The sequence below is a fragment of the Streptomyces sp. NBC_00210 genome (assembly GCF_045160975.1).
In the GTDB taxonomy this organism is placed as follows: domain Bacteria; phylum Actinomycetota; class Actinomycetes; order Streptomycetales; family Streptomycetaceae; genus Streptomyces.
In genome coordinates, this window is record NZ_CP108120.1 from 4,809,103 (window position 1) to 4,832,968 (window position 23,866).

Sequence of the window (23,866 nt, forward strand, 5' to 3'; positions counted from 1 at the left end):
TATCAAGCCAACGCCTTGGAGCGCGCTCCAGGCAAGGGACGCGGCGGTCAGTCGCGCGGAAACTCGTCGGTGGTGAGCGTGAGGCCGACGGGGGTGTTGGCGAGGTCGACCGGCTGCCCGAAGGCGACCTTCGTCTCGGTCATGTAGTCCCCCTCCTTGGGCTGGGTGTAGACGTGGCACCTGGCTTGGTACGGGTCGGCGATCAGATAGACAGGGACCTCGGCGGTGGCGTACGCGGCCAGCTTCGGCCCGTAGTCGTTGGCACCGGTGCTCTTGGAGACGACCTCCGCCACGAACTGGACATCCTCGTACCGCCAGTTGCCCGACTTGGTCTTGACGGCACCCTCGGCCAACAACGTCACGTCCGTCGCGAACCCGTTGAGGTGGCCGGGGTAGTCGATGCGGACGTCGGACATCAGGCGCTTCCTCGGGTACTTGGACCGCAGCTGCTCGATGATGTCCAGGATGATCTCCCAGTGAGTCTCCCGTTGCGGCGACATGTAGATGGCCCCCTCGACGATCTCGGCCTTGTAGCCCTCGGGGACTGACATCTGCTCGAACATCTCGTCCAAGATCTGCTCGTTGATGTTGTCGGCCATCGTGATCCTGTCGTCAAGAACGCTCACTGTGGCACTCCTCCCCACTGCCGCGTGGTTGCATGCAGTCACCTCGTACAACGATACGCACGGTGACCGGGTCACGCCGTGACGAGAACTCGTCACGCGCCGCCGAACCAGCCCGCCGCGTCCAGCCGGAAGGCATCGGCCGGGACGACCGTACGCAGCGCCTCCTCGATGTCGGCCACGCGCCGCGCGCCCAGAGCGCCGGCCCACTCCGCCCGCAGTTCGTCGAAGATCGCCGCCGAGCGGGCGAGGGCGTCCAGGCCGTGCGCGGTGAGGCGGACGAGCTTGCGGCGGGCGTCGGCCGGGTCGTCGGCCCGTACGGCGTAGCCCAGGGCCACGAGCCGGTCGACCGTCTTGCCGGCCGCCTGTTTGGAGACGCCGAGCCGTCGGCCGATCTCGCTCGCGGTCGCGCCGCCCGCGCCGATCGCCTGCATCGCGAAGCCGTGCGCGGGCCGGACGTCCGGGTGTCCCTGCTCGGCCAGTTCGGCGTGCAGCCGGTCGATGAGGGAGCGGAACCCCGCGAAGAGGAGCAGGGGCAGCTCGTAACCGGGCGTGCCGGCATGGCTGTTGCGGATATCGACAACCTGGTTTACCTTTTTTTCGTCAACCACATTGTCCATCGTAGGGGGAAGTCGTGTTCGTCGATCACACCTTGGAGTCCGCTCCGGCCGCGTCGCGCCGCTCGTTGGAGGCGGTGACCCGGAGCATGGGGCACTTGCCGTCGGCCGCGGCCCGGCTGGCCACCTCGCCGCATCTGCTCGACGGCTTTCTGAAGCTCAGCGCGATGTTCGAGCAGACGACGCTGGATCCGATCGCGCGTGAGGTGGTCGTGATGACCGTCGCGGCGCGCAATGAGTGCCATGTGTGCGTGGCGATCCACACCACCAAGCTGACGGGGCTGGGGGCGGGCGACGACATCGTCTCGGCGCTGCGGGAACAGCGGCCCCTGGATGACGAACGCCTCGAAGCGGTGCGGCAGTTCACGCTGGAGGTGCTCCGTACGGCCGGGGGTGTGGGCGACGAGGAGCTGCGTGCGTTCCTGTCCCATGGCTACACGGAGCAGAACGCCCTGGAGGTGGTCATGGGCATCGGGACGTACACGATGTCGACGCTCGCCAACCGTCTGACCCGGGCGCCGTTGGACACCGATCTCTCCCGGATGATCAATGCCGAGGCGTCTTAGGCATACGACCTGCCCCACCCCTTCACGACAGCGCCCCCGTCCATGGGCAAATGCCCGTGGACGGGGGCGGCCAGTAGCGATGTGCACTACCGATCGGTTGCCTGAACTGCCTTGCTACCCGTCGTACCTGTCTGATGGCCCGGCGGCCGCGCGCTTCCTGATGACGACCATGGCCACGCCGCCCGCGATGAGCAGCGCTGTCCCGATGCCCGCCATGGGAGCGAAGAGGTCGTTCGAGCCGGTGTCCGCCAGATGATGGGGACCCTTCGGGCCGTGGGGACCTCCCGGCTTGTGCGGTTCGTCTCCGTGCGGTCCGGTCTCATGCGGTTTGGGTTCGTGCGGTCCGCCCGTTTTGGTGGGACCGTCGTGCGGTCCGCCCGTTTGGGTAGGCCCGTCGTGCGGACGGCCCGTTCCGGGCGGGCCGCTCGGGCCGCTCGGGCCGGGCGGGCCCGTAGGCCCGGTGGGACCTGTGGGGCCAGGCGGACCTCCAGCCGGGCCGCTGGGTCCGCTGGGTCCGGAGGGACCGGGTTCTCCCGGCGGGCCGCTCGGTCCGGTGGGACCGGAGGCACCCGTGGGACCGGAGGGTCCACTGGGTCCGGGCGGCCCCGACGGCCCGATGATGCAGCTCGGTCGGACGATGACGTCGGAAATGAGCGTCACTTCGGCGTTCCGTGCGAGTGCCCGGCCCCTGATCCTGGTGTTGGCTTCCACCGTGATCGAGGTCAGCGCCATGATCGTGCCCTCGAAGGACGCATTTGTCCCCAGGGTCGCCGTGATGCCGATCTGCCAGAAGACGTTGCACGGCTGAGCGCCGTTGATGAGCGCGATGGTGGCGGAGTTACTGATGGTCAGCGATGACGCGACCTGGAAGATGAAGACTGCGTTGGGATCACCTTCGGCGTCGAGCGTGAGTGTCCCGGTGACGGCGAGCGTGCTCGTGGACTTGTAGACGCCCGCGGTCTTGGTCGTGCCCCCGATGTCTCCCGCCACGCTGCCGGTCGGGGCTTGCGCCGCGGCGGCGTTGTACGCGGTGGTCAGGTCGGACTGCGCCTGGATTGCGGCCGCGTCGTTCGAGTGGGTCGCGCCGTTGATGGTTCCGGGCGGGAAGCCCGAGATCGAGGTTCCCGGGCTGACGCCCACATCCCCGTAGATGACAGTGGATCCGGAGTTGGTGACTTCCGAGCCGGCCAGCACCGCGTAGCTGTCGGCGGTTCCCAGGTCCACTGCGGTAGCCGCGCGTGCGCTGGTCGCCAAGGCCAGGAGTGCGGCCGAACAGACCAGGGCCAGCCCGAGAACGAACGCGGTCGTCGCCATCAGTCGTTGATAGAGCCACGGTCTTCGGGAATCGGTGGTACGGGCGTCATTGATTGCCATGCACATCGCCTTCCGCTTGCTCGCTGTCGTCGCGAAGCCGGGCGTACGAACGCAGCGTTGTGCTTCGCGGGGCGTCCGCCGAACGGTTCGAGGGCGACATGGGGGGACGAACGGCCGCGGAAATCCACGAAGGCAGGTGAGGAGTGCGGCCGTCCCTGGTGCAAGGACGTGGACCGGGCTCGCGACCCGCTCCGGCTCAGCACTCACCATGAGATCACCCGGTAGTAGCGCTTCCTGGGAGGCAAACGGGTGGTTTCGCCGGGAAGGTTGACGACCGCCACTCGCATGGGTCTGTCACGCGACGCGATTTGTCCAGTGCATGCCAAAAATCATGGGGAGCGGCCTTGCTTTCTCAAGGAGCGCGTGCCCCAATGCAATTGTCACTGACTGCCCATCAGGCCCGGGATCCCCACCCCCACCCCCGGACACCGCGCAGTGCGTCGTGGCAGTCGGCGATGGCCTCCCGTACACCCCCACACGAAAGCGGGACCCCATGAAGCACGGCAGATTCGGAATCGGCGTATTAGTGAGCACCGGCCTGGCGGCCGCGGGTGTGCTCGTGGTGGCGCCCGTCGCTAGTGCGGTGACTCCTCAGACCGCGACCCTCTCGTTCGACTGCGGTTCCTTCGGTTCGGGCACGGCGACGCTCACGGCCACCCAGGACGGCACGGCCGCGACCATCAGCGTGTCCACGTCGGCCATCAAATCCCCCATCAACATCGGAGCGAACTCGGTCAAGTCGACCCTCACGCTGACCAAGAACGGCTCCGGAACATCGACGTTCACCGGTAATTCCAACCCGGCGATCCCCGCCGGGGGCGATGTGTCCACCGGGCCGCTCACGGGCACGGTCGCCGCGGGCGACAGCCTTGAGGGGAAGTCGCTGACCGTTGTGGTCTTCGGCATCACCGTGACGTGCAATGCCACGTCGGCGCAGGCTCCCGGACCGTTCGTGTTCTGACGGCCAATCACCAAGGCGGCGTCACGCGGCTCTCGAGTGGCGCCGCCCGCCTGCGTGCGCCGATCACTCGGCGGGCGGCGTATTCGTGATCGCCTGGTTTCGGAACTCCTCCGCCTCCTCATGGCGGCCCATCTCGTCCAACAGGAGGGCGAGATTGCCCGCCGCGCCCGAGTAGCCCATCTCCAGGGCCTCGCGGTAGAAGGACTCGGCCTCCGCATGGCGTCCTGTGTCGGCGAACAGGTTGCCGAGGTTGTTCGCGGCGGCGGGGTCGCCGTCCTCCAGATGTCGGCGGAAGATTGTCTCGGCCTCTTCGGTACGGCCGTCCTGGGCGAGCAGAACCGCGAGGTTGAACGACGCGCTGTCATTGCCGTTGGCGATGGCCTGGCGGTAGAGCGCTTCGGCTTCGTCGGCCCGACCGGCGCCAACGAGCAAGAGGCCGAGGTTCTGAACAGCGAAGGGAACGTCGGCCTCGATCGCCTGGCGGTAGAGGATCTCGGCTTCGCCTGTGCGGCCCTCGTGAGTGAGCAGGCCCGCGAGGTTGTACGCGGCCTCGGAGTCGCCGGCCTCGATGGCCTGGCGGTAGAGGGTTTCGGCCTCGCCTATGCGGCCTTCGTGAGTGAGTAGGCGCGCGAGGTTGTACGCGGCCTCCGTGATGCCGGCCTCCATGGCGCGGCGGTACAGGACCTCCACCTCGTCGGTGAGGCTGTCGTCGAGCATGATGGCCAGGTTGTACGCGGCGGGGGCGTGGCCGGCTTCGATGGCCCGTCGGTAGAGAGCCTCGGCCTCGTCGGTCCGATCCGTGTCCGCCATCAGGTCGGCCAGCGAGTGCATCGCCTCCGGCAAGCCGGTCTCCATGGCCTGGCGGTAGCGGATTTCCGCCTCGTCGATCCGGCCTGCCCTGCTCAGCAGGACGCCGAGGTTGTGCGTGGCTGTCGGGGACCCGGCGTCGGCCAAGGGCAGCCACGCCCTCTCGGCCGTCGCCCATGCGTTGTGCTGAGCGGCGTTGACACCGACGGCGAAGCGGTCCGCGTCCTCGTCGGCGTGACCGATCGCCGCCTCCCAAACCCAGGCAGGAATCTCCGACTCCGTGTGGTCGACCAGATAGTCGAAGGGCGCCCACCGATCGTCGTCCGCGGGCAGCAGCAGACTCGTCACTCCGTGACGTACCCGGGCGGCCCAGGCGAACGCGTCGTCCAGCGGCTCGGGCCGCAGTACGGGTCCACCACCCGCGGCCAGATGGTGCTCGTGCAGCTCCGCAAGAAGGTCGTTGCCATACGGGCCGCGCAACCCGGCTCGGGCGAGGTCGACGGCCGCGGCCACCAGCGCGGCCCCGCGCGGATGCCCGTTCGCCGACCAGGCGCGCCGCCACTCCTGAAGGAGCGCGGGCCCGGCGGCAACGTATTCGGCAATGCCGTAAGGGCCGTGGTGGGCAAAGGCATCGACGATGCGTGAGTCCTCGCAGTCCGCCGCGCGAGCCAGTTCGTCCGCGCTCCACAGCCGGTTGAGGTCGATCACCTCCGCCAGCGGCAGCACCTGCGACGCGACTCCGCCGTCGCGTTCGGCGCTGAAGGTCTCGTACGGCTTCACGCGCATCGTTGCCACCACCGGCACGTCGAGCCGGACGAAGTCGTCGAGCACGTCGGGCTCCAGGCCGTCCGGGCCCAGGTATCGCTCCAGGTCGTCGAGCCAGACGACGCACGGCGCCCCGGCGCGCTCCACCGCGTCGGGGGCGGGGCCCAGGCTGCCGCCCACCGGCGGGGCGAGCACACGATGGCCCGGCAGCACCGCGCGCACCGCCTCGAAGGCGGCCCGGGTCTTGCCCGCGGTGGAGTCGCCCACGACGAGGACCAGGCCGCCCTCCGCGATGCGCTCGCGCAGTACGCCGTCCACGTCACGCGCGACGTACGGCGGCACTTTGCTGCCGTCCTCGCCCGGCCGGGCCTTGTGTGCGCCCGCCTTCAGGGCTTCCCACTCACCGGCGAGCGGCCAGTGGGAGGGGGAGCGGAGGTAGCGGGGTATCTGCCCGGGGGCGGCCGCGATCGTCAGGCTGCCGATGGTCTTGGCCTGGACGACGGGGCCGCCCTGGTTGCCGCCGGAGATCTCGTTGCGGGCCAACTGGCTTACCGGACTGACGCGATGAAGTCGGACCAGGCGGTGGGGGCGAGGGTGAGGGAGGGGCGGGTCGTGTCCTTGGAGTCACGCACGTGGATGGCGGCGGGGCAGGTGGCTACCTCGACGCACTCGCCCTCTTCGCCGCTGTAGCTGCTCTTGAACCAGTCGACGGCGACTTCGACGCACTCGCCCTGCTCGCTGCTGTAGCTGCTCTTGAACCACTTCAGGTCCGTGCTCATAGTCCCTCTGCCACCTGCTTGATCAGTTTCGCGGACTCTTCGGGGGTGAGTGCCTGAGCCCGCAGAATGCCATACCGACCGAACATGTCACCTAGGTCCGGCTGTTCGCTCACGAAGTAGCCGCCGTTCTGTCCTTCTACATAAGCGAGCTGCCGACGCTCCGCTGTCTCCAGAAGGATCATGGGCCCTGCGAGTCCGGCGTGGGTCTGCCGGTCATGCGGCATGACCTGGACCTCGACATGGCGAAGGCGACCAACGTCGAGGACGTGGTGAAGCTGATCCTGGAGGACCAGAGGGCCCCCGAGGGGACGAGTGAGCGCGCTCTGCTCCAACACATAACTAATGATGGGCGTGGGCTTGCGGTGGAAGAGCTTCTGTCGCTCCAGCCGGGCCGCAACGCGCTTCTCGATCTCCTCGTCGTCCAGCGGCGGGCAGTAGTTGCAGTTGTAGACGGCTCGGGCGTACGCCTCGGTCTGGAGCGCACCGGGGATCACATGGTTCTGGTACGAGTGAAGGGCGACCGCGTTCCTCTCTTCGTCCAAGTAGTTCTCGGTCCACGGCCGGAGTCCGTTGTCCTTGAACTCCTTCTCCGCCACCACGATCAGTGCACCTTGTGCTCCCAGTACCTCGTCCGCGTTCGGGACGAACGTCCCCCTCGGCCGCCGCTCTCCGCGCTCCACCATGGCTACCTGGGACTTGGAGAACCCGATGCGCCCGGCCAGCGCCTCCTGCGACATGTCGGCCCGTTCGCGGTGGAAGCGCAATAACGCGCCGAACGACCTCGAACCCCGTTCACTGGAGTGCACAACGTCCTCCCCGAGTGCACAGACCTGCACGACCCTCGTGTGGTGCTGGTCACATTGAACCCCGGCGCGGAATCGTCTCGTTCATGAACCGAGAAAGTGCCCCCACCTGGGTGCCTGCATCCGGGCATGCCCTGCGTCACGCGGGCATCCACTTCGACGCCGTCCGCATCGCGGGCATCCTGGCCGAGGAAGTGGCCTACGAACTCATGCAGTTCACGGACTTCCACGCCGGTCCGATCGTGCGCGAGGCGACGGGCGCGCGGTACATGTACTTCCTGTTGCCGCCGCAATCGGCCGGGGCGTACGCCTGGCCCGCGGGGGCGCGGGCGCTCAGTCGGAGCGGGCGAGGCTCGGCGTTCGTGGGAGTACCCGCGCTGGAGGGGCTGACGTGGCCGCTGGACTGGCGGTCCCGGCCGTCAATCGAAGTTCCGTTCGTAGAGCCGAAGTTGTTGCACAAGACGGTGATGTGTGCCGTACGGTGATCGCGTCATCACGCTCTGCGTGCATGCGTGGAGTGGTCCCCGGGGTGTGCCAACACCAACCGAGGACCTTCACCACCAACGGTCAGGCGTTCGCGTACACCTTGGTCGCGAACTCCGCGATCTGCGCGTCCGTGAGGTTCTTCGCGAGATTGGCCTCCGTGATCATGCCGACCAGTTGATGGCCCTGCTTTATGTCGATCACCGGCAGCCGCTTGACCTGGTGCTGCTCCATCATCGCCAGAGCGTCGTCCGCGCCCACGTTCGCGTCGATCCAGTGCAGTTCCCCGCTGAGGGAGCCGGCCTGGACGGTCGCCGGGTCGATGCCTTCGGCGCAGCACTGGACGACGATGTCGCGGTCGGTGATCAGGCCGGTGAGCCGGTTGTTGTCGCCGCATATGGGCAGAGCCCCGACATTCATGTCGCGCATCATGATCGACGCTTCGTGCAGTGACTGGTGTGCACCGATGCACTGCACGCCGGCGGTCATGATGTCTCGGGCCGTGAGCTGCTTCTTCGTAGCCATGGTTTTCTCCCGCCTCCTGGGAGCGGGCCTCGGGCACGCCGGAGTGGCCTGTCCTGGTCGCCCCCCTCCAGGGTCACCTCCCGGCGCGCGGTTCGCATCCGCACGAGAGGCCGCGAGGGGCGCGAAGACCGCGGGACGACTAGTACGCCGGCCGGTACGGGCCGCCCATGTCCCACGCCTGATGCATCGCTCCGGCGAAGGCCGCCGCCAGCTTGTCCTCACCGCTCGGGCCCGGGTGCGTGCCGTCGTACGTGTCCGTGTCGATGGCGTACGACTCCGGGCGCGACGCCAGCAGAACCGGCGAGGACGCCGTGTCCAGGTCGGCGACCGCCTTTGCCAGGAGTTCGTTGAAGTGGTCGCACTCCGCGGCGAAGGGGGCGTCGGAGCGGGCCCGTATGTTCGGGATGACGGGCAGCAGGACCATCCGTATCCGCGGGTTGGCCGCGCGGGCCTCGGCGATGAACCGGCGTGCGTTCAGGGCGGTTTGGACGCTGCTTGTGTAGAAGCCGAGGTCTATCAGGCCGAGCGAGACCAGCAGGATGTCCACCTGGTCGGCGCTGACCGCCGCCCGTATCAGCGGGGCCATGTGCAGCCAGCCCTCGCCCCAGCCCGCGAGGTGCCTGCGGGCGTCGGCGGGGAAAGCGGGGTCCTTGTACGCACAGGACACGGGCGCGGCCGCGTCGGCGTCGTACAGCTCGGTGCGCGGGCCGACGATCTCGTACTGGCCGTCCAAAGAGGCGGCGAGGTGCTGCCACATCCGGTAGCGCCAGGTGTAGTCGCCGGCGCGTCCGATGGTCATGGAGTCGCCGACGAACATGAAACGCATGGGGGTCATCATGGCCGATCAAGCCACGCACCTGCGATGTGAGGCTGACCACGGGGACAGTGCCCGGGGTCCACGGGCGCGAGGTGGCAGGCTGGGGGAATGCGTTCGCTTCCGTACGTCGCCGCTGCCGCTGCTGCCGCCGCCGTTGTGCTCGCCGCTGTCCCCGCATCGGCCGACGACGACTCCGGGTTCACGATCAAGGACCCGAGGATCACGGAGTCCAGCGGCCTCGCCGCCAGCCGGGCGCACCCCGGCGTGTACTGGACGCACAACGACCAGGACGAGCCGCGCGTCTTCGCCGTCGACTCCAGGACCGGCGAGACCGTCGCGACGATCACGCTGCGCGGGGTCGGCAAACCGCGTGACATGGAGGCGATCTCGGTCGGCCCGGACGGGAACGTCTACGTCGGGGACATCGGCGACAACCTCAACGGCAGCTGGGACCACGTCTGGATCTACAAGTTCCCCGAGCCGAAGGCTCTCAAGGACATGACCGTCGAAGCGACGCAGTACACGGTCAAGTACGCGGACGGGGCACGGAACGCCGAGGCGCTGATGGTGCATCCCAAGACCGGGCGGGTCTACATCGCCTCGAAGAACGAGGACGGCGGCGGCCTGTACGAAGGGCCCGCCACGCTCACCTCCTCCGGGACCAATGTCTTCCGGCGCATCGGGGATGTGCCGTGGGTGACCGACGGCGCGTTCTCGCCGGACGGCAAGGAGCTCGTACTGCGCTCGTACTTCAGCGCGCGGGGGTACGAGTGGAAGAAGGGGCGCCTCGGGGCCGATCACCGGGTGCGGGCGCCGATTCAGGGGCAGGCCGAGTCCGTGACGTACACCGCCGACGGCAAGGCGCTGATGTTCGGCACGGAGGGGGAGCAGAGTGATGTGCAGCGGGTCGCGCTCGGCAATGACTCGACGTCGGGCGCGGGCAGCAAGTCGCCCTCCGACAGGGGGAGTTCGGCGGGGAGCGGGCAGGGCGGGCAGAAGAGCACCTTCACGTACGGGATCATCGTGCTCGCCGGAGCGACGGCTCTCGTCCTCGGGGTGAAGCGCCTGCTGCGCCGCGGCTGACGAGTCGCCGACAGGCCTAGAGGGGGCGCACCTCGTACTGCAGCGTCGTGTCCCGCTTCACCTTGTGCGCGAACGGCACCAGCGCCCCGTGCATGAACGGATGCTTGTGCGCCAGCAGCTTCGCCGCGTGCCGGTACTCCTCACTGCTCCGGTCGAGCAGCCGCACCCGCGCCTTGATCGGGGGCCCGGTCGGTTTGCCGCGCGCCGTGCAGGGCGCGATCTCGATCTCCGGGTTGTTCCGCATCCGCTTGGCCTTGCCGGCCTTGGCGTAGGTGCGTACGTAGGCGTGATCACCCTCGACAGCGATGCTGACGGGGGTGCCGACGCCCGTGCCGTCCTTCTTGTAGCTGGTGAGAAGGACGGCCCACTGTTTGCCGAAGGGGGTGAGCCCCGGACTCGTACTCATGCCTCCATCAATGCACGATCCGCGCCGCGCGTCACCTCATCGTGAGCCCAGCAGCGCGCAGACGAAGTCCTCCTCCACGCTGCGGACCTCCGCCAGCAGCGCCGGCTTGTTGTCCTTGTTCACGTGGGTGGTGAGGGAGAACGTCAGGGAGCGTTTGCCGTCCGGGGTCGCCGCCGCCAGTTGGGTATAGCCGGGGAAGTTGCCCGTGTGGCCGTACACCACGCCGCACCGGGTCGTGTAGCGGAAGATCGCGAGACCGGCGGCGTTGGTCCCGGGGCCCGCCGGTTCGGACGCGCCGTCGATCCATGCCAGCTGCTGACGGCGGGTCGGCGGCGAGATCAGACGGCCGCCCGCGTAGGCGCGGATGAACGAGGTCAGGTCCTTCGGCGTCGACACGATGCCCCCGGAGGCCCAGACGCCCGAGGCGCTGAGGGCCGTGCTGACGTCCTCCGGGGGGTTCGGCGGGTCGACGTCATAGCCGTGCAGATAGGGCTCAGGGAGGAGGAAGCCCTGCGGCAGGCTGGTGTTCCGCAGTCCCAGCGGGCGGTAGACGGTTCTTCTCAGCAACTCCTCGTAGGGCCTGCCCGTCACCGCCTCGGCGATCAGGGCCACGGCGATGTTGTCGGAGTTCGAGTAGAGGTACTGCGAGCCCGGCGGGAAGAGCAGCGGCTCGTCGGCGACGAAGTCTAGGAGCCGACGGGAGTCGAAGTGGCGGCGCGGGTCTTCCATCAGCAGCGCCTGGAACTCCGGATCCGTGGTGAAGTCCGGTAGACCGCTGGTGTGGTTCAGGAGCTGCCGGAGGGTCACCGGGTGCCAGTCGGCGGGGAGGCCGGGCAGCCACTGCCCGATCGTGTCGTCGAGACGGAGCCTGGTGCGGTCGACCAGTTGCAGGGCGACGGCGCCGCTGAACGCCTTGGCAATGCTGGCGATCCGCATATGGTCGGTCGGCTGAGGCCGGCGGTCGGTGCCGACTTCAGAGACCCCGGCCCGGTAGACCTCGGTGCGGTGTCCGCGGCGGAGCACGGCAATGGCTCCGGGCGGACCGTCCGGCAAGCGGACCAGTGCTTGCAGGCGCTCCTGCAGCGCACGGTCGTGGCCGGTCGACCGTGTCGACCCGGCGGGCTCCGCGGGCTCCGCGGCCTGGGCGGGGGTGGCCACCGGACCGGTGAGCAGGGCGACGGCGAGCAGGGCGAGGAAGCGGCGGGGCAGCGGCACGGTGCGGACCTCCTGATGACGTGGGCCACGGGTTCGGCGCCCTGGCCGGTTGCACGTGACTCAGCATCAGGTGGCGGCGGGCGACCTGCCCGCGCGGTGGTCCATCCGGCCCAAACGAGGAAGGGCCCCGGAGACGGCTTGGGTTCTAGGAGTCGTTGCAACACCCCAGTTCAAGGGGTGCGATGGACTTCGAGATCCGCGAGGACCGGCAGCCGCAGGGACGCAAGAAGCTCACTCGTGAGCGGGCGGCATACTTCCGGCTCGTGCAGCAGGGCGTAAGCAATACGGAAGCGTGCCGGATCGTCGGGATCAACCGGCGGACCGGGAAGCGCTGGCGATACGGACGCAACCCGTCCGGCGGGAACAAGGCGGCACCACCGATCCGTTCGGTGGTGCCGCCTTCCGTACCCTCGCGGTACCTGCGCGAGGCCGAGCGGATCCACATCGCCGACCGGCTGCGGGAGAAGGCCACGATCCGCGCGATCGCCGTCGAACTGGGACGCAGCCCCTCAACCATCAGCCGGGAGATCCGCCGCAACCGGCACCCGGGAAACGGGCAGTACCGGCCCTTCGCCGCCCAGGCCCGCGCCGATGGCCGCCGGCCCCGCCCCAAGCCGGGCAAGATCGGCCAGAACCCCGAACTGCGGGCCGCGATCCAGGCCGGCCTGGACGAACGGTGGAGCCCGGAGCAGATCTGCCACGCTCTGCGCAGGTACTTCCCCGACCGGCCGGAGATGCACGTGGTCCACGAAACCGTCTACCAGGCCCTCTACGTCCAAGGACGCGGAGAACTACGCAGACAGCTCGCCGGCGCCCTGCGCAGTGGCCGCGCCCGCCGCAAGCCCCACCGGCAGGCCAACTGCCGCCAGCCCCGCTTCACCGACCCGATGGTCATGATCAGCGACCGCCCGGCCGAGGCGGAAGACCGGGCGGTGCCCGGCCACTGGGAGGGCGACCTGATCATCGGCAAGGACAGCGCCTCAGCGATCGGCACCCTCGTCGAGCGAGCCACCCGCTACGTGATGCTGCTGCACCTGCCCGACGGGCGCGGCGCCGAGCAGGTCCGCGACGCCCTCCAAGAGACCGTGCAGCGGCTGCCTGCCCACCTGAAGCGGTCCCTGACCTGGGACCAGGGCAGCGAGATGGCCGCCCACAAGAGCTTCACGCTCGCTACCGACGTCCCCGTCTACTTCTGCGACCCGGCCAGTCCCTGGCAGCGCGGATCGAACGAGAACACCAACGGCCTGCTGCGGCAGTACTTCCCCAAGGGCACCGACCTGTCCGTCCACACCCGCGACCACCTCGACGTCGTCGCCGCCCAGCTCAACGGCCGGCCACGCAAAACGCTCGGCTGGGAAACCCCAGCCGAGCGCCTGCATAAACTCCTCGCGGCCTGAACAACCGACCACGTGTTGCAACGACCCCTAGAAACCGCCCGGTGTCTCCGGGGCCCTCGTGCACCTGGGTGCTACAGCTTCTCGATCACGTAGTCGATGCAGGCCGTCAGCGCCTCGACGTCCGCCGGGTCGATGGCCGGGAACATCGCGACACGCAGCTGGTTGCGGCCCAGCTTGCGGTACGGCTCGGTGTCGACGATGCCGTTCGCGCGCAGCGCCTTCGCGACCGCCGCCGCGTCGATCTCGTCCGCGAAGTCGATCGTGCCGATGACCTGCGAGCGCTTCGCCGGGTCGACCACGAACGGGGTCGCGTACTTGGACGCCTCGGCCCAGCCGTACAGGTTCTGCGAACTCGTCGCCGTGCGGCCGACCGACCAGTCCAGGCCGCCCTGGCTGTTCAGCCAGGTCAGCTGCTCGTTCAGCAGGAAGAGCGTGGCCAGCGCCGGGGTGTTGTACGTCTGGTTCTTCAGCGAGTTGTCGATCGCCGTCGGCAGGCTGAAGAACTCCGGGACGTGCCGGCCCGAGCCGTGGATGCGCGCCGCGCGCTCCAGGGCGGCCGGGGAGAACACGCCGATCCACAGGCCGCCGTCGGAGGCGAAGGACTTCTGCGGTGCGAAGTAGTAGACGTCCGTCTCGGCGATGTCGACCGGCAGGCCGCCCGCGCCCGAGGTCGCGTCGACCAGCACCAGGGCGCCCTCGTCCGCGCCCGCGACCCGCTTGATCGGGGCCGCGACGCCGGTCGAGGTCTCGTTGTGGGTGAAGGCGTACACATCGATGCCCGCCTCCGCCTCCGGGTCCGGGTGCGTGCCCGGGTCGGAGGCGATCACGGTGGGCTCGGCCAGCCACGGAGCGAGCTTCGAGGCCTTCGCGAACTTCGAGGAGAACTCACCGAAGGACAGGTGCTGGGACTTGTTCTCGATCAAGCCGTGCGTCGCGATGTCCCAGAAGGCGGTCGAGCCGCCGTTGCCCAGGATGACCTCGTAGCCCTCGGGGAGCTGGAAGAGGTCGCGTACGCCGTCACGCACCGAGCCGACCAGGTTCTTGACCGGGGCCTGGCGGTGGGACGTGCCGAGGAGTGAGGTGCCGGTGGCGGCCAGGGCGTCCAGCGCCTCCGTACGCACCTTGGAGGGGCCCGCGCCGAAACGGCCGTCGGCGGGCTTGATGTCAGCGGGAATCTGGATCTCAGCCACGTCTCGGAGCGTATCCGGTCCGGCGGCGTGGTGTGTACGCGGTCCGGCGGCTGAGACGAGCCGCAGGGTCCTGACCTGCGCCTCGGCCGTTTCGCGCGTCAACCGTCCTTCGTGCGTAGCGCGAGCGCGTGCAGATGCTCGACCAGCGCGATCAGCACGAACTTGCTGGAGGAGTGGTCCCGGGCGTCGAACTCCACGAGCGGTACCTCCGGCCCCAGCGCCAGCGCCTCGCGGATCTGCTCGTCGCTGTGCAGCGGCCCGCCGAAGTCGTTGACGGCGACGATGAAGGGAGTGCCGTGGTGCTCCAGGCGGTCCAGCGCGTACCAGGCGTCGGGCAGGGAGCGGGTGTCCACGAGGACGACCGCGCCGAGCGTGCCCTCGAAGAGGCGGTCCCAGAGGAATCCGAAGCGTTCCTGGCCGGGTGCGCCGAAGAGATACAGGCTGTGCTCGTCGATCGTGATCCGGCCGAAGTCGAACGCGACGGTGGTGGAGCCCTTGGTGCGGGCGCGGCCGGTGTCGTCGAGGCTGCGGCCGGCGCGGCTCATGACCTCCTCCGTGTGCAGCGGGCGGATCTCGCTGACGGAGCGGACCATCGTGGTCTTGCCGACTCCGAAACCGCCCACGACGATGATCTTCAGGGCGTCGGCAGTCGTCCCGGCGAGCGCGGGGTGGGGCTGCGCCTGGGGGACCGCCCGCGAGACGCGGGTCATCGGTTCTGGGCGGTGCCGGTCATCGAGTGTTGCCTTCCGGGGTGGCGAGGGCGTAACTGGAGCCGCTAGTTCCTGATCAAGTGGTCGTCACTATAGGAGAGTTGGCGATCACATTGGGGGGTTCGCGGCGGGCTTTGCCAAGGGCTGGGGCGACGCACCGGGCGCAACCGGCCGGTTTGCTGCCGGTGTGACGAGCGGTGTGAGAAGCGCGACAGGGGCATTCTGAGACACATGGCTGAACAGCGACAGGTGGGGCGGGACGGAGAGGGCTCACGCGGGCCGGAATCCGGCGGGCCGGACCCGCGTGCGGCGGGTTCGCGTGCGGCGGGCTCGGGCGGACCGGGTTCGCGGGACGCGGGTTCGCCCGAGGCGGGCGAGCTGGCGCGCGACCTCGCGCAGGCCGTGCGCGGCGAGGTGGACTTCTCCGCGGCCGCCCGCGCCCTGATGACCATGGACGCCTCCAACTACCGGCGCGTCCCGGTCGGCGTCGTCGCGCCGCGCGACGCGGACGACGTGGCCGCCGCGCTCGAGGTGTGCCGGACCCGGGGAGTCCCGGTGGTGCCCCGCGGCGCGGGCACGTCGATCGCCGGGCAGGCCACCGGCATCGGCGTGGTGCTGGACTTCACCCGCCACATGAACGCCATCGTGGATGTGGACGCCGAGGCGCGTACCGCGGTGGTGCAGCCCGGCGTCGTACTGGACACGCTGCGTCACGCCGTACTGCCCGACGGGCTGACCTTCGGGCCCGATCCGTCCACGCACAACCGCTGCACGCTCGGCGGGATGATCGGCAACAACTCCTGCGGCTCGCACTCGGTGGCATGGGGCACGACCGCCGACAACGTCCGCGGACTCTCGGTCGTGACGTACGGCGGCGCCGAGCTCCGGCTGGGCCAGGGCTGGGCCGGCGCGCCCACCGGCCTGCGCGAGCTGGTCGACCGGAATCTGGCGCTGCTGCGGACCGGCTATCCGGACGGGCTGCCCCGCCGTATCTCCGGCTATGCGCTGGACGCACTGCTGCCCGAGAAGGGCGCCGATCTGGCGCGGGCCTTCTGCGGCAGTGAGGGCACGCTGGGGGTGGTGACGGAGGCGGCAGTACGCCTGGTCGAGGCGCCGCGCGCCCGTGCGCTCGCAGTGCTCGGATATCCGGACGAGAGCGCGGCCGCCGAGGCGGCCCCCGGACTGCTCGGCTTTGGGCCGCTCACCGTCGAGGGCATGGCCGAGGACCTGGTGCCGGACGTGCGGGGACTGCCGCGCGGCGGCGCCTGGCTGTTCGTGGAGACGGGCGGCGACACGGCGGCCGAGGCGCACGCCCACGCATCCGCCGTCGTGCGCGCGGCGGATGCGCTGGACGGCACGGTGGTGGACGATCCGGCCGGCATGCGGGCGCTGTGGCGGGTACGGGAGGACGCGGCGGGCACGGCGACCCGTACGGCCGACGGGAGCGAGGCCTGGCCGGGCTGGGAGGACTGCGCGGTGCCACCCGCCCGGCTCGGGGCGTATCTGCGCGACTTCCGGGCCCTGCTCGCCGAGCACGGCCTGCGCGGCACACCGTACGGACACTTCGGCGACGGCTGTATCCATGTCCGCATCGACTTCGACCTGATGAGCGCCGAGGGCGTGCGGGCCTTCCGCCGCTTCTCGGAGGAGGTGGCACAGCTCGTCGTCGCGCACGGCGGCTCGCTGTCGGGCGAACACGGCGACGGGCAGGCCCGCGCGGAGCTGCTGCCGAAGATGTACGGAGACGAACTGGTCGCCCTCTTCGGCCGGTTCAAGGACCTGTGGGACCCGGCGGGCGGGATGAATCCCGGCATGCTGGCCCGGCCCGCGCGACTGGACGAGAACCTCCGCTTCGCCGTCCTGCCGAGCAAGCCGGTGGCGGTGCAGTTCGGCTATCCGCACGACGACGGGAACTTCGCGGGGGCGGTGCGCCGCTGTGTGGGCGTCGCCAAGTGCCGTGTGGCAGGACCGAGTTCGGGACCGGACGTGATGTGCCCGTCGTTCCGGGCGACGGGCGAGGAGCAGCACTCGACGCGTGGGCGGGCCCGTCTGCTGCACGAGATGCTGGCGGGCGAGGTCGTACGCGACGGCTGGCGCTCGACGGAGGTGCGGGACGCGCTCGATCTGTGCCTGTCCTGCAAGGGGTGCCGCAGTGACTGTCCGGTGGGCGTCGACATGGCCACGTACAAGGCGGAATTCCTGCACCACCACTACGCGGGCCGGCTGCGTCCAGCGTCGCACTACGCGATGGGTCGCCTGCCGGTGTGGCTGCGGGCGGCCGCACCCTTCGCGCGTACGGTCAACGCGGTGTCGCGGGTGCGCCCGCTGGCGGCGCTCGCGAAGCGCGTGGCCGGGATCGCCCCGGAACGCGAACTCCCCCGGCTCGCCCCCGTAACCCTGCGGCGCTGGCTGCGGGACCACATGGGGGAGCGGACCGAGGTCTTCGCGAAGAGCCGTACGGCGGTGCTGTGGCCGGACACCTTCACCGACCACCTCGCACCGTCCGTGGGCCGTGCGGCGGTACGGGTCATGGAGGCGGCGGGCATGGACATCGCACTCCCGCCGGGCCGGGTCTGCTGCGGCCTGACGTACGTCTCGACGGGCCAGCTCGACCGCGCGCGGGCGGTGATGCGGCACACGCTGGACACGGTGGAGCCACTGCTGGATCTGGCCGTCCCCGTGGTCGTCCTCGAACCGAGCTGCGCGGCGGCGCTGAAGACGGACCTCCCGGAGCTGCTCGGCGACGACCCCCGGGCGGCCCTCCTGGCGGCATCCGTCCGCACCTTCGCCCAGGCTCTTCAGGAGTGCGCTCCCGACTGGGAGCCGCCGCTGATCGGCCGCCCGGTCGCGGGCCAGACCCACTGCCACCAGCACGCGGTCCTGGGCGACGAGGCGGACCGCCGGCTGCGTGAACGGGCAGGCCTGGAAGGCGAACTGAGCGGCGGCTGCTGCGGACTTGCGGGGAACTTCGGCTTCGAGAAGGGCCACTACGGGGTGTCGGTGGCGTGCGCGGAGGACCAACTGCTGCCGTCGGTCCGCGCGGCGGGTCAGGACACGGAGATCCTGGCGGACGGCTTCTCGTGCCGTACGCAACTTCAGCAGCTGGAGCAGCTGGGGGGACGGCGGGCGCGGCATCTGGCGGAGGTGCTGGCGGAAGGCCTGTGACTCACCCGAATGTGAGCTCCTCGACCAGCGGCGGGTCCTGGGTGAAGTCGCTGTACCGCACCCAGGTCGGCCGCACCCGGACGTGCGTGATCCCGGGCCACGCGAGCCGGTCCCGGCCGTCGGGATACACGGCGAAGTAGGACGCGAGCAGGCGTTCGCGATCGGGGCCGGTGGGGAAGTCGGCGACGCCCTCGATCTGCGCGGTGATCGCGTCGTCCCAGCCGACGACGAGCGCGATACGGGGGTCGGCCCGGAGGTTGAGGCACTTGCGGGTCGTCTCGACGGTGTCGAAGACGATCTCGAACTCGTCACTGACGGCGAATCCGACGACGGCGGCCTGGGGGGTGCCGTCCGGGGCGACGGTCGCCTGGACGGCGAGCTTGTACCGGCGAAGGAACCACAGCAGCTCGTCGCGCTTCATGAGCCCGGTCTACCACGGGGCATGGCAGGGAGCTCGCTGTCGGCCCCATGTGCGGGCCTGGCGCGGGTTGCGGTGCCAGGGCCTGTCCGAGGGGTCGTGTGACGGGCCGACCGGTCGGTCGCCGCCCGCTCCTTCGCGACCGACGGTGCCGCCATGGGCCCGTACGTAAGCACCGGTCGGCCTCGGGCGGGGCTTGACGGGGAGCTCATGGGCCTCACTATAGTGAACGCTGTTCACTAAATATGGGAGGACAACTCCGATGAACGTCGATGTAGTCGTCGTGGGTGCGGGCCCGACCGGGCTGATGCTCGCGTGCGAACTGGCGCTGGCCGGTGTGCGGACCCGGATCCTGGAGCGCCGCGCCGAACCGCAGCGGGATTCGCGGGCGCTCACCCTGCACCCGCGCAGCGTGGAGCTGATGGACCAGCGTGGGCTGCTCGACCGGTTCCTCCCGCTCGGCCGGACGGTGCCCGGCTGGCACTTCGCCCAGCTCCCCACCCAGCTGGACTTCTCCGGGCTGGACTCCCGGCACGGCTACACCCTGTTCCTCGCGCAGGCACGCACCGAGGCGCTGCTCGAGGAGCGGGCCCTGGAACTGGGCGTGGAGATCCTGCGCGGACACGAGGTCGCCGGGCTGAGCCAGGACGGCGACGGGGTCGACGTGGAGGTGCGCGGCCGCGACGGCAGCGTCGAGACCGTGCGCGCCGGATACGCGGTCGGGTGCGACGGCGGACGCAGCGTGGTGCGGCAGGCCGCCGACATCGACTTCCCGGGTACCGACGAGACCCTGACCGGTGTGCTCGGCGACTTCGCGCTGATCGACGCCGACCCCCTGGTTCTCGGCGCCGCCCGCGCCCGGGGTGTGCTGGTTGCGCCGCTCGAGGGCGGTCTGACCCGGCTGGTCTACCTGGACCCGGAGCGGATGCGGGTGCCTGCCGGCGAGCCCGTGACCCTGGAGGAGTTCCGCACCTCGCTGATCCGGGTCTGCGGCTCCGACTGCGGTATCGCCGAGCCCCGTTGGCTGTCGCGCTTCGGCAACGCCACCCGGCTCGCCGAAAGGTACCGCTCCGGCCGCATCCTGCTGGCGGGCGACGCCGCCCACATCCACTTCCCCGCGGCGGGCCAGGGGCTCAACACCGGCCTCCAGGACGCCATGAACCTCGGCTGGAAGCTGGCCGCCGTGGTCAACGGCTGGGCGCCGCCCGGGCTGCTGGACAGCTATGACGAGGAGCGCAATCCGGTCGGACAGGCGGTCACCGAGAACACCGAGGTCCAGACGCTGCTGGCGGAACTGACGCTCGTCCGGCAATATCAGCGCCCCGGCGCGGCACTGCGCAAGCTCCTCAACGAACTCCTCGGCATAGCGGAGGTCAACCGCACTCTCGCCGCACAAGTCTCCGCGCTCGGCACCGTCTATCCGCCTGCGACACCTGGGGCCGACCCGCTGATGGGACGGCGGATGCCCGACATCGGGCTGACCGCCGCCGAGTCGGATGCGACACGGGTCTACGACCTGCTCCCCGCGGGCCGCTTCGTCCACTTCAACCTTGCGGGCGACCCGGACCTGGAGGATGCCGTCACGCCGGGGTGGGGCTCGCGCGTCACCGCGATCACCGTCACCGAGCGGAACGACCACGCGGACCTGGACCCAGTGACCGAAGTCCTCGTACGCCCCGACGGCCATGTCGCCTGGGCCACGCGCACCACCGACATCGCCGCACGCCGTGACGAGCGGCGCGAGGCGCTGACCGCCTGGGCCGGAACGCCCTCCTGATGCTGCCGGGCGCCCGGCGTTTCTCGACGCGCTCGGCTTTGAACCCCTGCCCGGAACCGACTTGCTGGGGGCGGCCCTCAAGCGCCTCCTCACCGGTTCAGGACAGTCATTCCGCTGTCTCCGACGACGTGGCCACTGCCCAGTCGCACGACCGGTCGCCGGACACTGCCTAGTTCCAAGGATGCAGTCGGATGTCCTCTTCGAGGGCGACGTTCCCCGCGTGTGCAACCGGAAGCATGGAGAGGCCAACGGGAAGATCTTCAGGAAGACGGGTCGCATGAACGAGGAAGTCATCCCCATCCTTCACGTCCACGATGCCACGGCGGCTCTCGCCTGGTACGGCCGTCTGGGCTTCGTCAAACAGTGGGAACATCGCTTCGATCCGGGGTTTCCCGCGTTCGTGGAGGTCGCTCGCGGCCGGGTGCGGTTGTTCTTGTCGGAGCACAAGGACGATGCCCGCCCCGACACTTTGATCTACCTCCGAGTCCGTGATGTCGACGCCGTCGCTGCTGAATTCGGTGTACAGGCGAAGGACGCCCCGTGGGCGCGTGAGATCGAGCTGCGCGACCCTGACGGCAACCGCCTACGGGTAGGCACGCCGACGGAATGAATCGGCCCGGCGTCAAGTCCCCGTCAGCCAAGCCGCTGCCTCGTAGGAGGCCGCGGTCTTGTCGTTCCGGGGTGTGCGCTGCTCAGGGGCACGTCCCTCCTTGTCCCCGTGGACGCTCCTGTGGGCCAATGCTTGGCTTCGATCGATTCCTGGACTAGTCTGATTTCCGAACTAGTTGAGATTTCGAGAAGGAGCTGATCCCGGTGGCCGTACCTCACCCGGCGTGGGTACGCGCATGTCTGCAGCTCTGCCTGCTGGGCGTTCTGGAAGCCGAAGGGCCCAGCTACGGCTACGCGTTGCTGAACCGCTTGTCGACGGCCGGCCTCGGCAACGTGAAGCCCGCCACGCTCTACCCCGCGCTTGCTCGCTTGGCCGAGGAAGGCGCGGTCGAGGTGCAGTGGGCGGCGGGAGAGGCCGGGCCGGGGCGCAAGTACTACCTCATCACCGAAGAGGGCCGAAGGCTCCTTGAGGAACAGCGCACGGCCTGGAAGGACTTCAGCACCACAGTGACGGCGCTTACGGGAGGGGAAGGGCTATGACGGTGAATACAGGCATCCGGTGGACCCGCGAGGAGGACGAGACGTGGGCTGCCAACTTCGAACTCGAACTCGTTCTGAAGTACAACCCCCAGAAGGGCCTGGCGGACCAGGCCCTCTCCGAGGTCCACGAGATGGTGACCGAGACCGGCAGGTCGGCGCGGGACCTGTTCGACGACCCGCGACAGTACGCAGCCTCGGTTGCGGCCGAACGCATCGACGAGGCGCACACAAGCAGGGTGGACCTGGCGGGTACGACGGCTGGTGAGCGGTTCACCGCAGGGCTCACGGTGGCCGGGTTCACAGGAGCCCTGCTGAGCGCCATCCGCTGGGTCCGCGACGGGATATGGGTCGATGTGTCGTGGGCGACGCTGACAAGCGTCAGCGCGCTCGCCGCAGCCACCGTGGTCGCCTGTGTGGCGGTCGCTCTGCGCACCGCGGGCCGGGTGCCGGCCATGCGGGCGTGCATCGGAGCGTTCGCAGTGGGCCTGGTGGGCGGGATCGCTGCCGCTTCCCTGCTGCCCCAACGCGAACTGTTCTCGCTGCCCGCGCCGGTACTGCTGGCGGCATCGGTAGTGGTGATGGTGGGCGCGCACTGGCTGCCCGACGGGACAGCAGACAGGTGGTTCGCCCGGGCCCGGGGTGGGGACAGCGAGGCGTGGCTCCGGCGCCTGGACGGGCTGCTGCGCGGACGTCACGGCATGTCGGCGGCGGATGCGCGCGGGCATGTGACCGAAGCACGCTCCCACTTGGCCGCGGCACCGGAGCTGACGGCTCAGGGGGAATTCGGTGATGTGGAGATCTACGCATCCCGGTTGGCCGACGGCCCGGGCCGCAAGCGGCGCGCCCAGCGCCGGCGGCTCCTTTGGGTCGGGCTGCTCGCCGTGCTGGTCGTCGTGGCGGGGAGCGACGAGCTGCGCAGTCCCGACGTGGCCTCGTTCCGTTTCTGGGTCCCTGTGTTGTTCCTGGCGTCGTGTGCGGCCGACATGGTGCAGGTGTGGAGAGACGTCCACCGCCAGAAGCGGTGAGAGGCGGCAGCCCCAGCAAATCCCTGACTCGGGTCACTGGCTGCGGGGGCAAGGGTGATCGGGCGTGACGCGGTTGGGGGAGCAGGTCACCAGGGCCAGGGACAGGAACGCGGGCCGTTCGAGGTAGCAGCCGAGGGATACGTCGCCGCCCCAACCCAGACGTTCGGCGGTGGAGTTGAGGAGGGCGGCGAGCCGGTTGCGGTCCCGGTCCGAGTCCGCGATGAAGCGGGGCGCGTACTCGGCCAGCCGCTCGCCCAGCCAGGCCGCGGCCTCCTTCGGTTCCTCCCACGTCCCTCGGATCAAAGCAGGGGGCTTCATGAGCCAGTGCGCCGTCTCGATGGGAGGAAGGTCGCTGACGGGGAACTCTGCGACGACCTCGCGGTAGCGCTGGATCAGCTCGGGCCTGCTGTCGGCCGGGGGTGGCTCGGGGTGCGGGGGGCGACGCAGGCCTTCCTGGTCGAACCGCTGCTTCGGGCCGGTCCACAGATAGCCGTGATGGTGCAACTGGCGCCCCGTTCTGTGTGGTCGGAGGCCCCGGCCCTCGGGGGGAGGAGGACCGAGGCCGGCTGGGGTGGTGCGCTAGGCCGAGAGCCCGAACCGCGCCGGGTCGATTCCGGCCGCGTCCAGCTCTGCCGTGGTGAACCGCAGCGGCTCCGCGGCCGGTTGCTTGCTGTCACCCAGCGCCCAGGCGTCCTGGCCGATGCGGGCGAGGGTCACGCAGGACTCGCCGTCGGGATGGGTGTTGCCGCCGCAGGCCCTGGCGAATGCGGCGCCGTCGATGGCGAGTGCGTACAGGTCGGTTCCGTTGTGCATGGGTGTGCCTTCCTGGTCGTCCGACGGGCACGGGGCGTGGCCGTCGTGGTGATGCTGAGCGCGTTGTCTCAGGCGGAGTGGGGGGCCTTGGACACAAGGGTGACGCCGGGACCCTTGGCCGCGACGTGAGCGTGGAGCAGTGCCGCCTGCAAGGCCGACGGCGAGTCACCGATGGCGTCGGTCAGCCGTTCGTTCAGCAATTCGGCTTCGGAGGGAAGCAGAACCATTTCCGTGTCCGCCGTGTGCCGACCGTTTTTCGTCAGCCAGATGGGAATGCGGACGTTCCCGTCTTCATCCTTGTAGGCGGGACGACTTGGAATGGGGTCCATTCGCCAACCCTTGGCATGGGGCTGCTTGCGCGGATTCCTCTGGTTGGTCGGCATGCGCCCATGGTCCCG

Annotated in this window: 26 protein-coding genes; 10 read left to right on the plus strand and 16 right to left on the minus strand. The window is 69.7% G+C overall.

Annotation, left to right across the window (positions count from 1 at the left end; all coding sequences use genetic code 11):
* Positions 1-47: 47 nt before the first annotated feature.
* Both OG729_RS21900 and OG729_RS21905 read right to left on the minus strand, forming a co-directional pair.
* Positions 48-626 carry a Uma2 family endonuclease gene (locus OG729_RS21900; protein WP_405807744.1) on the minus strand — a complete coding sequence of 193 codons (579 nt, stop codon included), beginning with the start codon at positions 624-626 and terminating at the stop codon, positions 48-50.
* Positions 627-718: 92 nt separating this feature from the next.
* Positions 719-1,243, minus strand: a complete 525-nt coding sequence (locus tag OG729_RS21905) for a MarR family winged helix-turn-helix transcriptional regulator (protein WP_405807745.1) — start codon at positions 1,241-1,243, stop codon at positions 719-721.
* Positions 1,244-1,257: 14 nt separating this feature from the next.
* On the opposite strand from OG729_RS21905, the gene OG729_RS21910 reads away from it, so the two are divergent.
* Positions 1,258-1,806, plus strand: a complete 549-nt coding sequence (locus tag OG729_RS21910; RefSeq protein WP_405807746.1) for a carboxymuconolactone decarboxylase family protein — start codon at positions 1,258-1,260, stop codon at positions 1,804-1,806.
* 114 nt (positions 1,807-1,920) lie between these two features.
* Here the strand turns inward: OG729_RS21910 and OG729_RS21915 are convergent, their stop codons facing one another.
* A complete protein-coding gene (locus OG729_RS21915; RefSeq protein WP_405807748.1) occupies positions 1,921-3,180 on the minus strand; it encodes an ice-binding family protein in 1,260 nt (419 codons plus the stop codon).
* A 493-nt stretch (positions 3,181-3,673) separates the two neighbouring features.
* Here OG729_RS21915 and OG729_RS21920 point away from each other — a divergent pair, with 493 nt between their 5' ends.
* Positions 3,674-4,141: a hypothetical protein gene (locus tag OG729_RS21920; protein ID WP_360868008.1), complete on the plus strand. Its 468-nt coding sequence runs from the start codon at positions 3,674-3,676 to the stop codon at positions 4,139-4,141.
* A gap of 63 nt (positions 4,142-4,204) precedes the next feature.
* Here the strand turns inward: OG729_RS21920 and OG729_RS21925 are convergent, their stop codons facing one another.
* The 3 genes from OG729_RS21925 to OG729_RS21935 are packed head-to-tail and all read right to left on the minus strand — an operon-like array spanning position 4,205 to position 7,298.
* Positions 4,205-6,256 carry a tetratricopeptide repeat protein gene (locus tag OG729_RS21925; protein ID WP_405807749.1) on the minus strand — a complete coding sequence of 684 codons (2,052 nt, stop codon included), beginning with the start codon at positions 6,254-6,256 and terminating at the stop codon, positions 4,205-4,207.
* A gap of 5 nt (positions 6,257-6,261) precedes the next feature.
* On the minus strand, positions 6,262-6,492 hold the full coding sequence (locus tag OG729_RS21930) for a DUF397 domain-containing protein (protein WP_405807750.1): 231 nt from the start codon (positions 6,490-6,492) through the stop codon (positions 6,262-6,264).
* Positions 6,489-7,298 carry a helix-turn-helix domain-containing protein gene (locus OG729_RS21935; protein ID WP_405807752.1) on the minus strand — a complete coding sequence of 270 codons (810 nt, stop codon included), beginning with the start codon at positions 7,296-7,298 and terminating at the stop codon, positions 6,489-6,491. The genes OG729_RS21930 and OG729_RS21935 overlap by 4 nt, the downstream gene beginning before the upstream one ends.
* A gap of 83 nt (positions 7,299-7,381) precedes the next feature.
* On the opposite strand from OG729_RS21935, the gene OG729_RS21940 reads away from it, so the two are divergent.
* A complete protein-coding gene (locus OG729_RS21940; protein WP_360867998.1) occupies positions 7,382-7,780 on the plus strand; it encodes a hypothetical protein in 399 nt (132 codons plus the stop codon).
* 82 nt (positions 7,781-7,862) lie between these two features.
* Here the strand turns inward: OG729_RS21940 and OG729_RS21945 are convergent, their stop codons facing one another.
* Together OG729_RS21945 and OG729_RS21950 are read right to left on the minus strand one after the other, a co-directional pair.
* Positions 7,863-8,303: a CBS domain-containing protein gene (locus OG729_RS21945; RefSeq protein WP_405807754.1), complete on the minus strand. Its 441-nt coding sequence runs from the start codon at positions 8,301-8,303 to the stop codon at positions 7,863-7,865.
* A gap of 139 nt (positions 8,304-8,442) precedes the next feature.
* Complete coding sequence (locus OG729_RS21950) at positions 8,443-9,129, minus strand: GDSL-type esterase/lipase family protein (RefSeq protein ID WP_405807755.1); 687 nt, start codon at positions 9,127-9,129, stop codon at positions 8,443-8,445.
* Between the two features lie 99 nt (positions 9,130-9,228).
* Here OG729_RS21950 and OG729_RS21955 point away from each other — a divergent pair, with 99 nt between their 5' ends.
* The gene (locus OG729_RS21955; RefSeq protein ID WP_405807757.1) at positions 9,229-10,203 is read left to right on the plus strand and encodes a WD40 repeat domain-containing protein; all 975 of its coding nucleotides are present in this window, start codon (positions 9,229-9,231) and stop codon (positions 10,201-10,203) included.
* A 16-nt stretch (positions 10,204-10,219) separates the two neighbouring features.
* Here OG729_RS21955 and OG729_RS21960 read toward each other — a convergent pair whose 3' ends face one another.
* On the minus strand, positions 10,220-10,609 hold the full coding sequence (locus OG729_RS21960) for a PPOX class F420-dependent oxidoreductase (protein WP_360867983.1): 390 nt from the start codon (positions 10,607-10,609) through the stop codon (positions 10,220-10,222).
* A 36-nt stretch (positions 10,610-10,645) separates the two neighbouring features.
* Positions 10,646-11,824, minus strand: a complete 1,179-nt coding sequence (locus OG729_RS21965; protein WP_405807758.1) for a serine hydrolase domain-containing protein — start codon at positions 11,822-11,824, stop codon at positions 10,646-10,648.
* Between the two features lie 182 nt (positions 11,825-12,006).
* Here OG729_RS21965 and OG729_RS21970 point away from each other — a divergent pair, with 182 nt between their 5' ends.
* Entirely contained in the window at positions 12,007-13,221 is a 1,215-nt protein-coding gene (locus tag OG729_RS21970) for an IS30 family transposase (protein WP_405803418.1), read from the plus strand.
* 71 nt (positions 13,222-13,292) lie between these two features.
* Here the strand turns inward: OG729_RS21970 and serC are convergent, their stop codons facing one another.
* Together serC and OG729_RS21980 are read right to left on the minus strand one after the other, a co-directional pair.
* Entirely contained in the window at positions 13,293-14,411 is a 1,119-nt protein-coding gene (gene serC, locus OG729_RS21975; RefSeq protein WP_360867979.1) for a phosphoserine transaminase, read from the minus strand.
* A gap of 98 nt (positions 14,412-14,509) precedes the next feature.
* Positions 14,510-15,121 (minus strand): ATP/GTP-binding protein, encoded by a 612-nt coding sequence (locus tag OG729_RS21980; protein ID WP_360867977.1) that lies wholly within the window; start codon positions 15,119-15,121, stop codon positions 14,510-14,512.
* A 450-nt stretch (positions 15,122-15,571) separates the two neighbouring features.
* Here OG729_RS21980 and OG729_RS21985 point away from each other — a divergent pair, with 450 nt between their 5' ends.
* Positions 15,572-18,286: an FAD-binding and (Fe-S)-binding domain-containing protein gene (locus OG729_RS21985; RefSeq protein WP_405811219.1), complete on the plus strand. Its 2,715-nt coding sequence runs from the start codon at positions 15,572-15,574 to the stop codon at positions 18,284-18,286.
* A 1-nt stretch (position 18,287) separates the two neighbouring features.
* On the opposite strand, the gene OG729_RS21990 is transcribed toward OG729_RS21985, so the two are convergent.
* Positions 18,288-18,707 (minus strand): pyridoxamine 5'-phosphate oxidase family protein, encoded by a 420-nt coding sequence (locus OG729_RS21990; RefSeq protein ID WP_405807759.1) that lies wholly within the window; start codon positions 18,705-18,707, stop codon positions 18,288-18,290.
* A gap of 259 nt (positions 18,708-18,966) precedes the next feature.
* Here OG729_RS21990 and OG729_RS21995 point away from each other — a divergent pair, with 259 nt between their 5' ends.
* The 4 genes from OG729_RS21995 (at position 18,967) to OG729_RS22010 (ending at position 22,655) form a co-directional block, all read left to right on the plus strand.
* Positions 18,967-20,481 (plus strand): monooxygenase, encoded by a 1,515-nt coding sequence (locus OG729_RS21995; protein ID WP_405807760.1) that lies wholly within the window; start codon positions 18,967-18,969, stop codon positions 20,479-20,481.
* Between the two features lie 277 nt (positions 20,482-20,758).
* A complete protein-coding gene (locus OG729_RS22000) occupies positions 20,759-21,091 on the plus strand; it encodes a glyoxalase superfamily protein (RefSeq protein WP_405807761.1) in 333 nt (110 codons plus the stop codon).
* A 203-nt stretch (positions 21,092-21,294) separates the two neighbouring features.
* Positions 21,295-21,630, plus strand: a complete 336-nt coding sequence (locus OG729_RS22005; protein ID WP_360867965.1) for a PadR family transcriptional regulator — start codon at positions 21,295-21,297, stop codon at positions 21,628-21,630.
* Positions 21,627-22,655: a hypothetical protein gene (locus tag OG729_RS22010; protein WP_405807762.1), complete on the plus strand. Its 1,029-nt coding sequence runs from the start codon at positions 21,627-21,629 to the stop codon at positions 22,653-22,655. The genes OG729_RS22005 and OG729_RS22010 overlap by 4 nt, the downstream gene beginning before the upstream one ends.
* A 33-nt stretch (positions 22,656-22,688) precedes the next feature.
* On the opposite strand, the gene OG729_RS22015 is transcribed toward OG729_RS22010, so the two are convergent.
* The 3 genes from OG729_RS22015 to OG729_RS22025 form a co-directional block, all read right to left on the minus strand.
* Entirely contained in the window at positions 22,689-23,159 is a 471-nt protein-coding gene (locus tag OG729_RS22015; RefSeq protein ID WP_405807763.1) for a hypothetical protein, read from the minus strand.
* Positions 23,160-23,234: 75 nt separating this feature from the next.
* Positions 23,235-23,468, minus strand: a complete 234-nt coding sequence (locus OG729_RS22020) for a DUF397 domain-containing protein (RefSeq protein WP_360867956.1) — start codon at positions 23,466-23,468, stop codon at positions 23,235-23,237.
* A gap of 68 nt (positions 23,469-23,536) precedes the next feature.
* Positions 23,537-23,851 carry a hypothetical protein gene (locus OG729_RS22025; RefSeq protein ID WP_405807764.1) on the minus strand — a complete coding sequence of 105 codons (315 nt, stop codon included), beginning with the start codon at positions 23,849-23,851 and terminating at the stop codon, positions 23,537-23,539.
* Positions 23,852-23,866 lie beyond the last annotated feature (15 nt).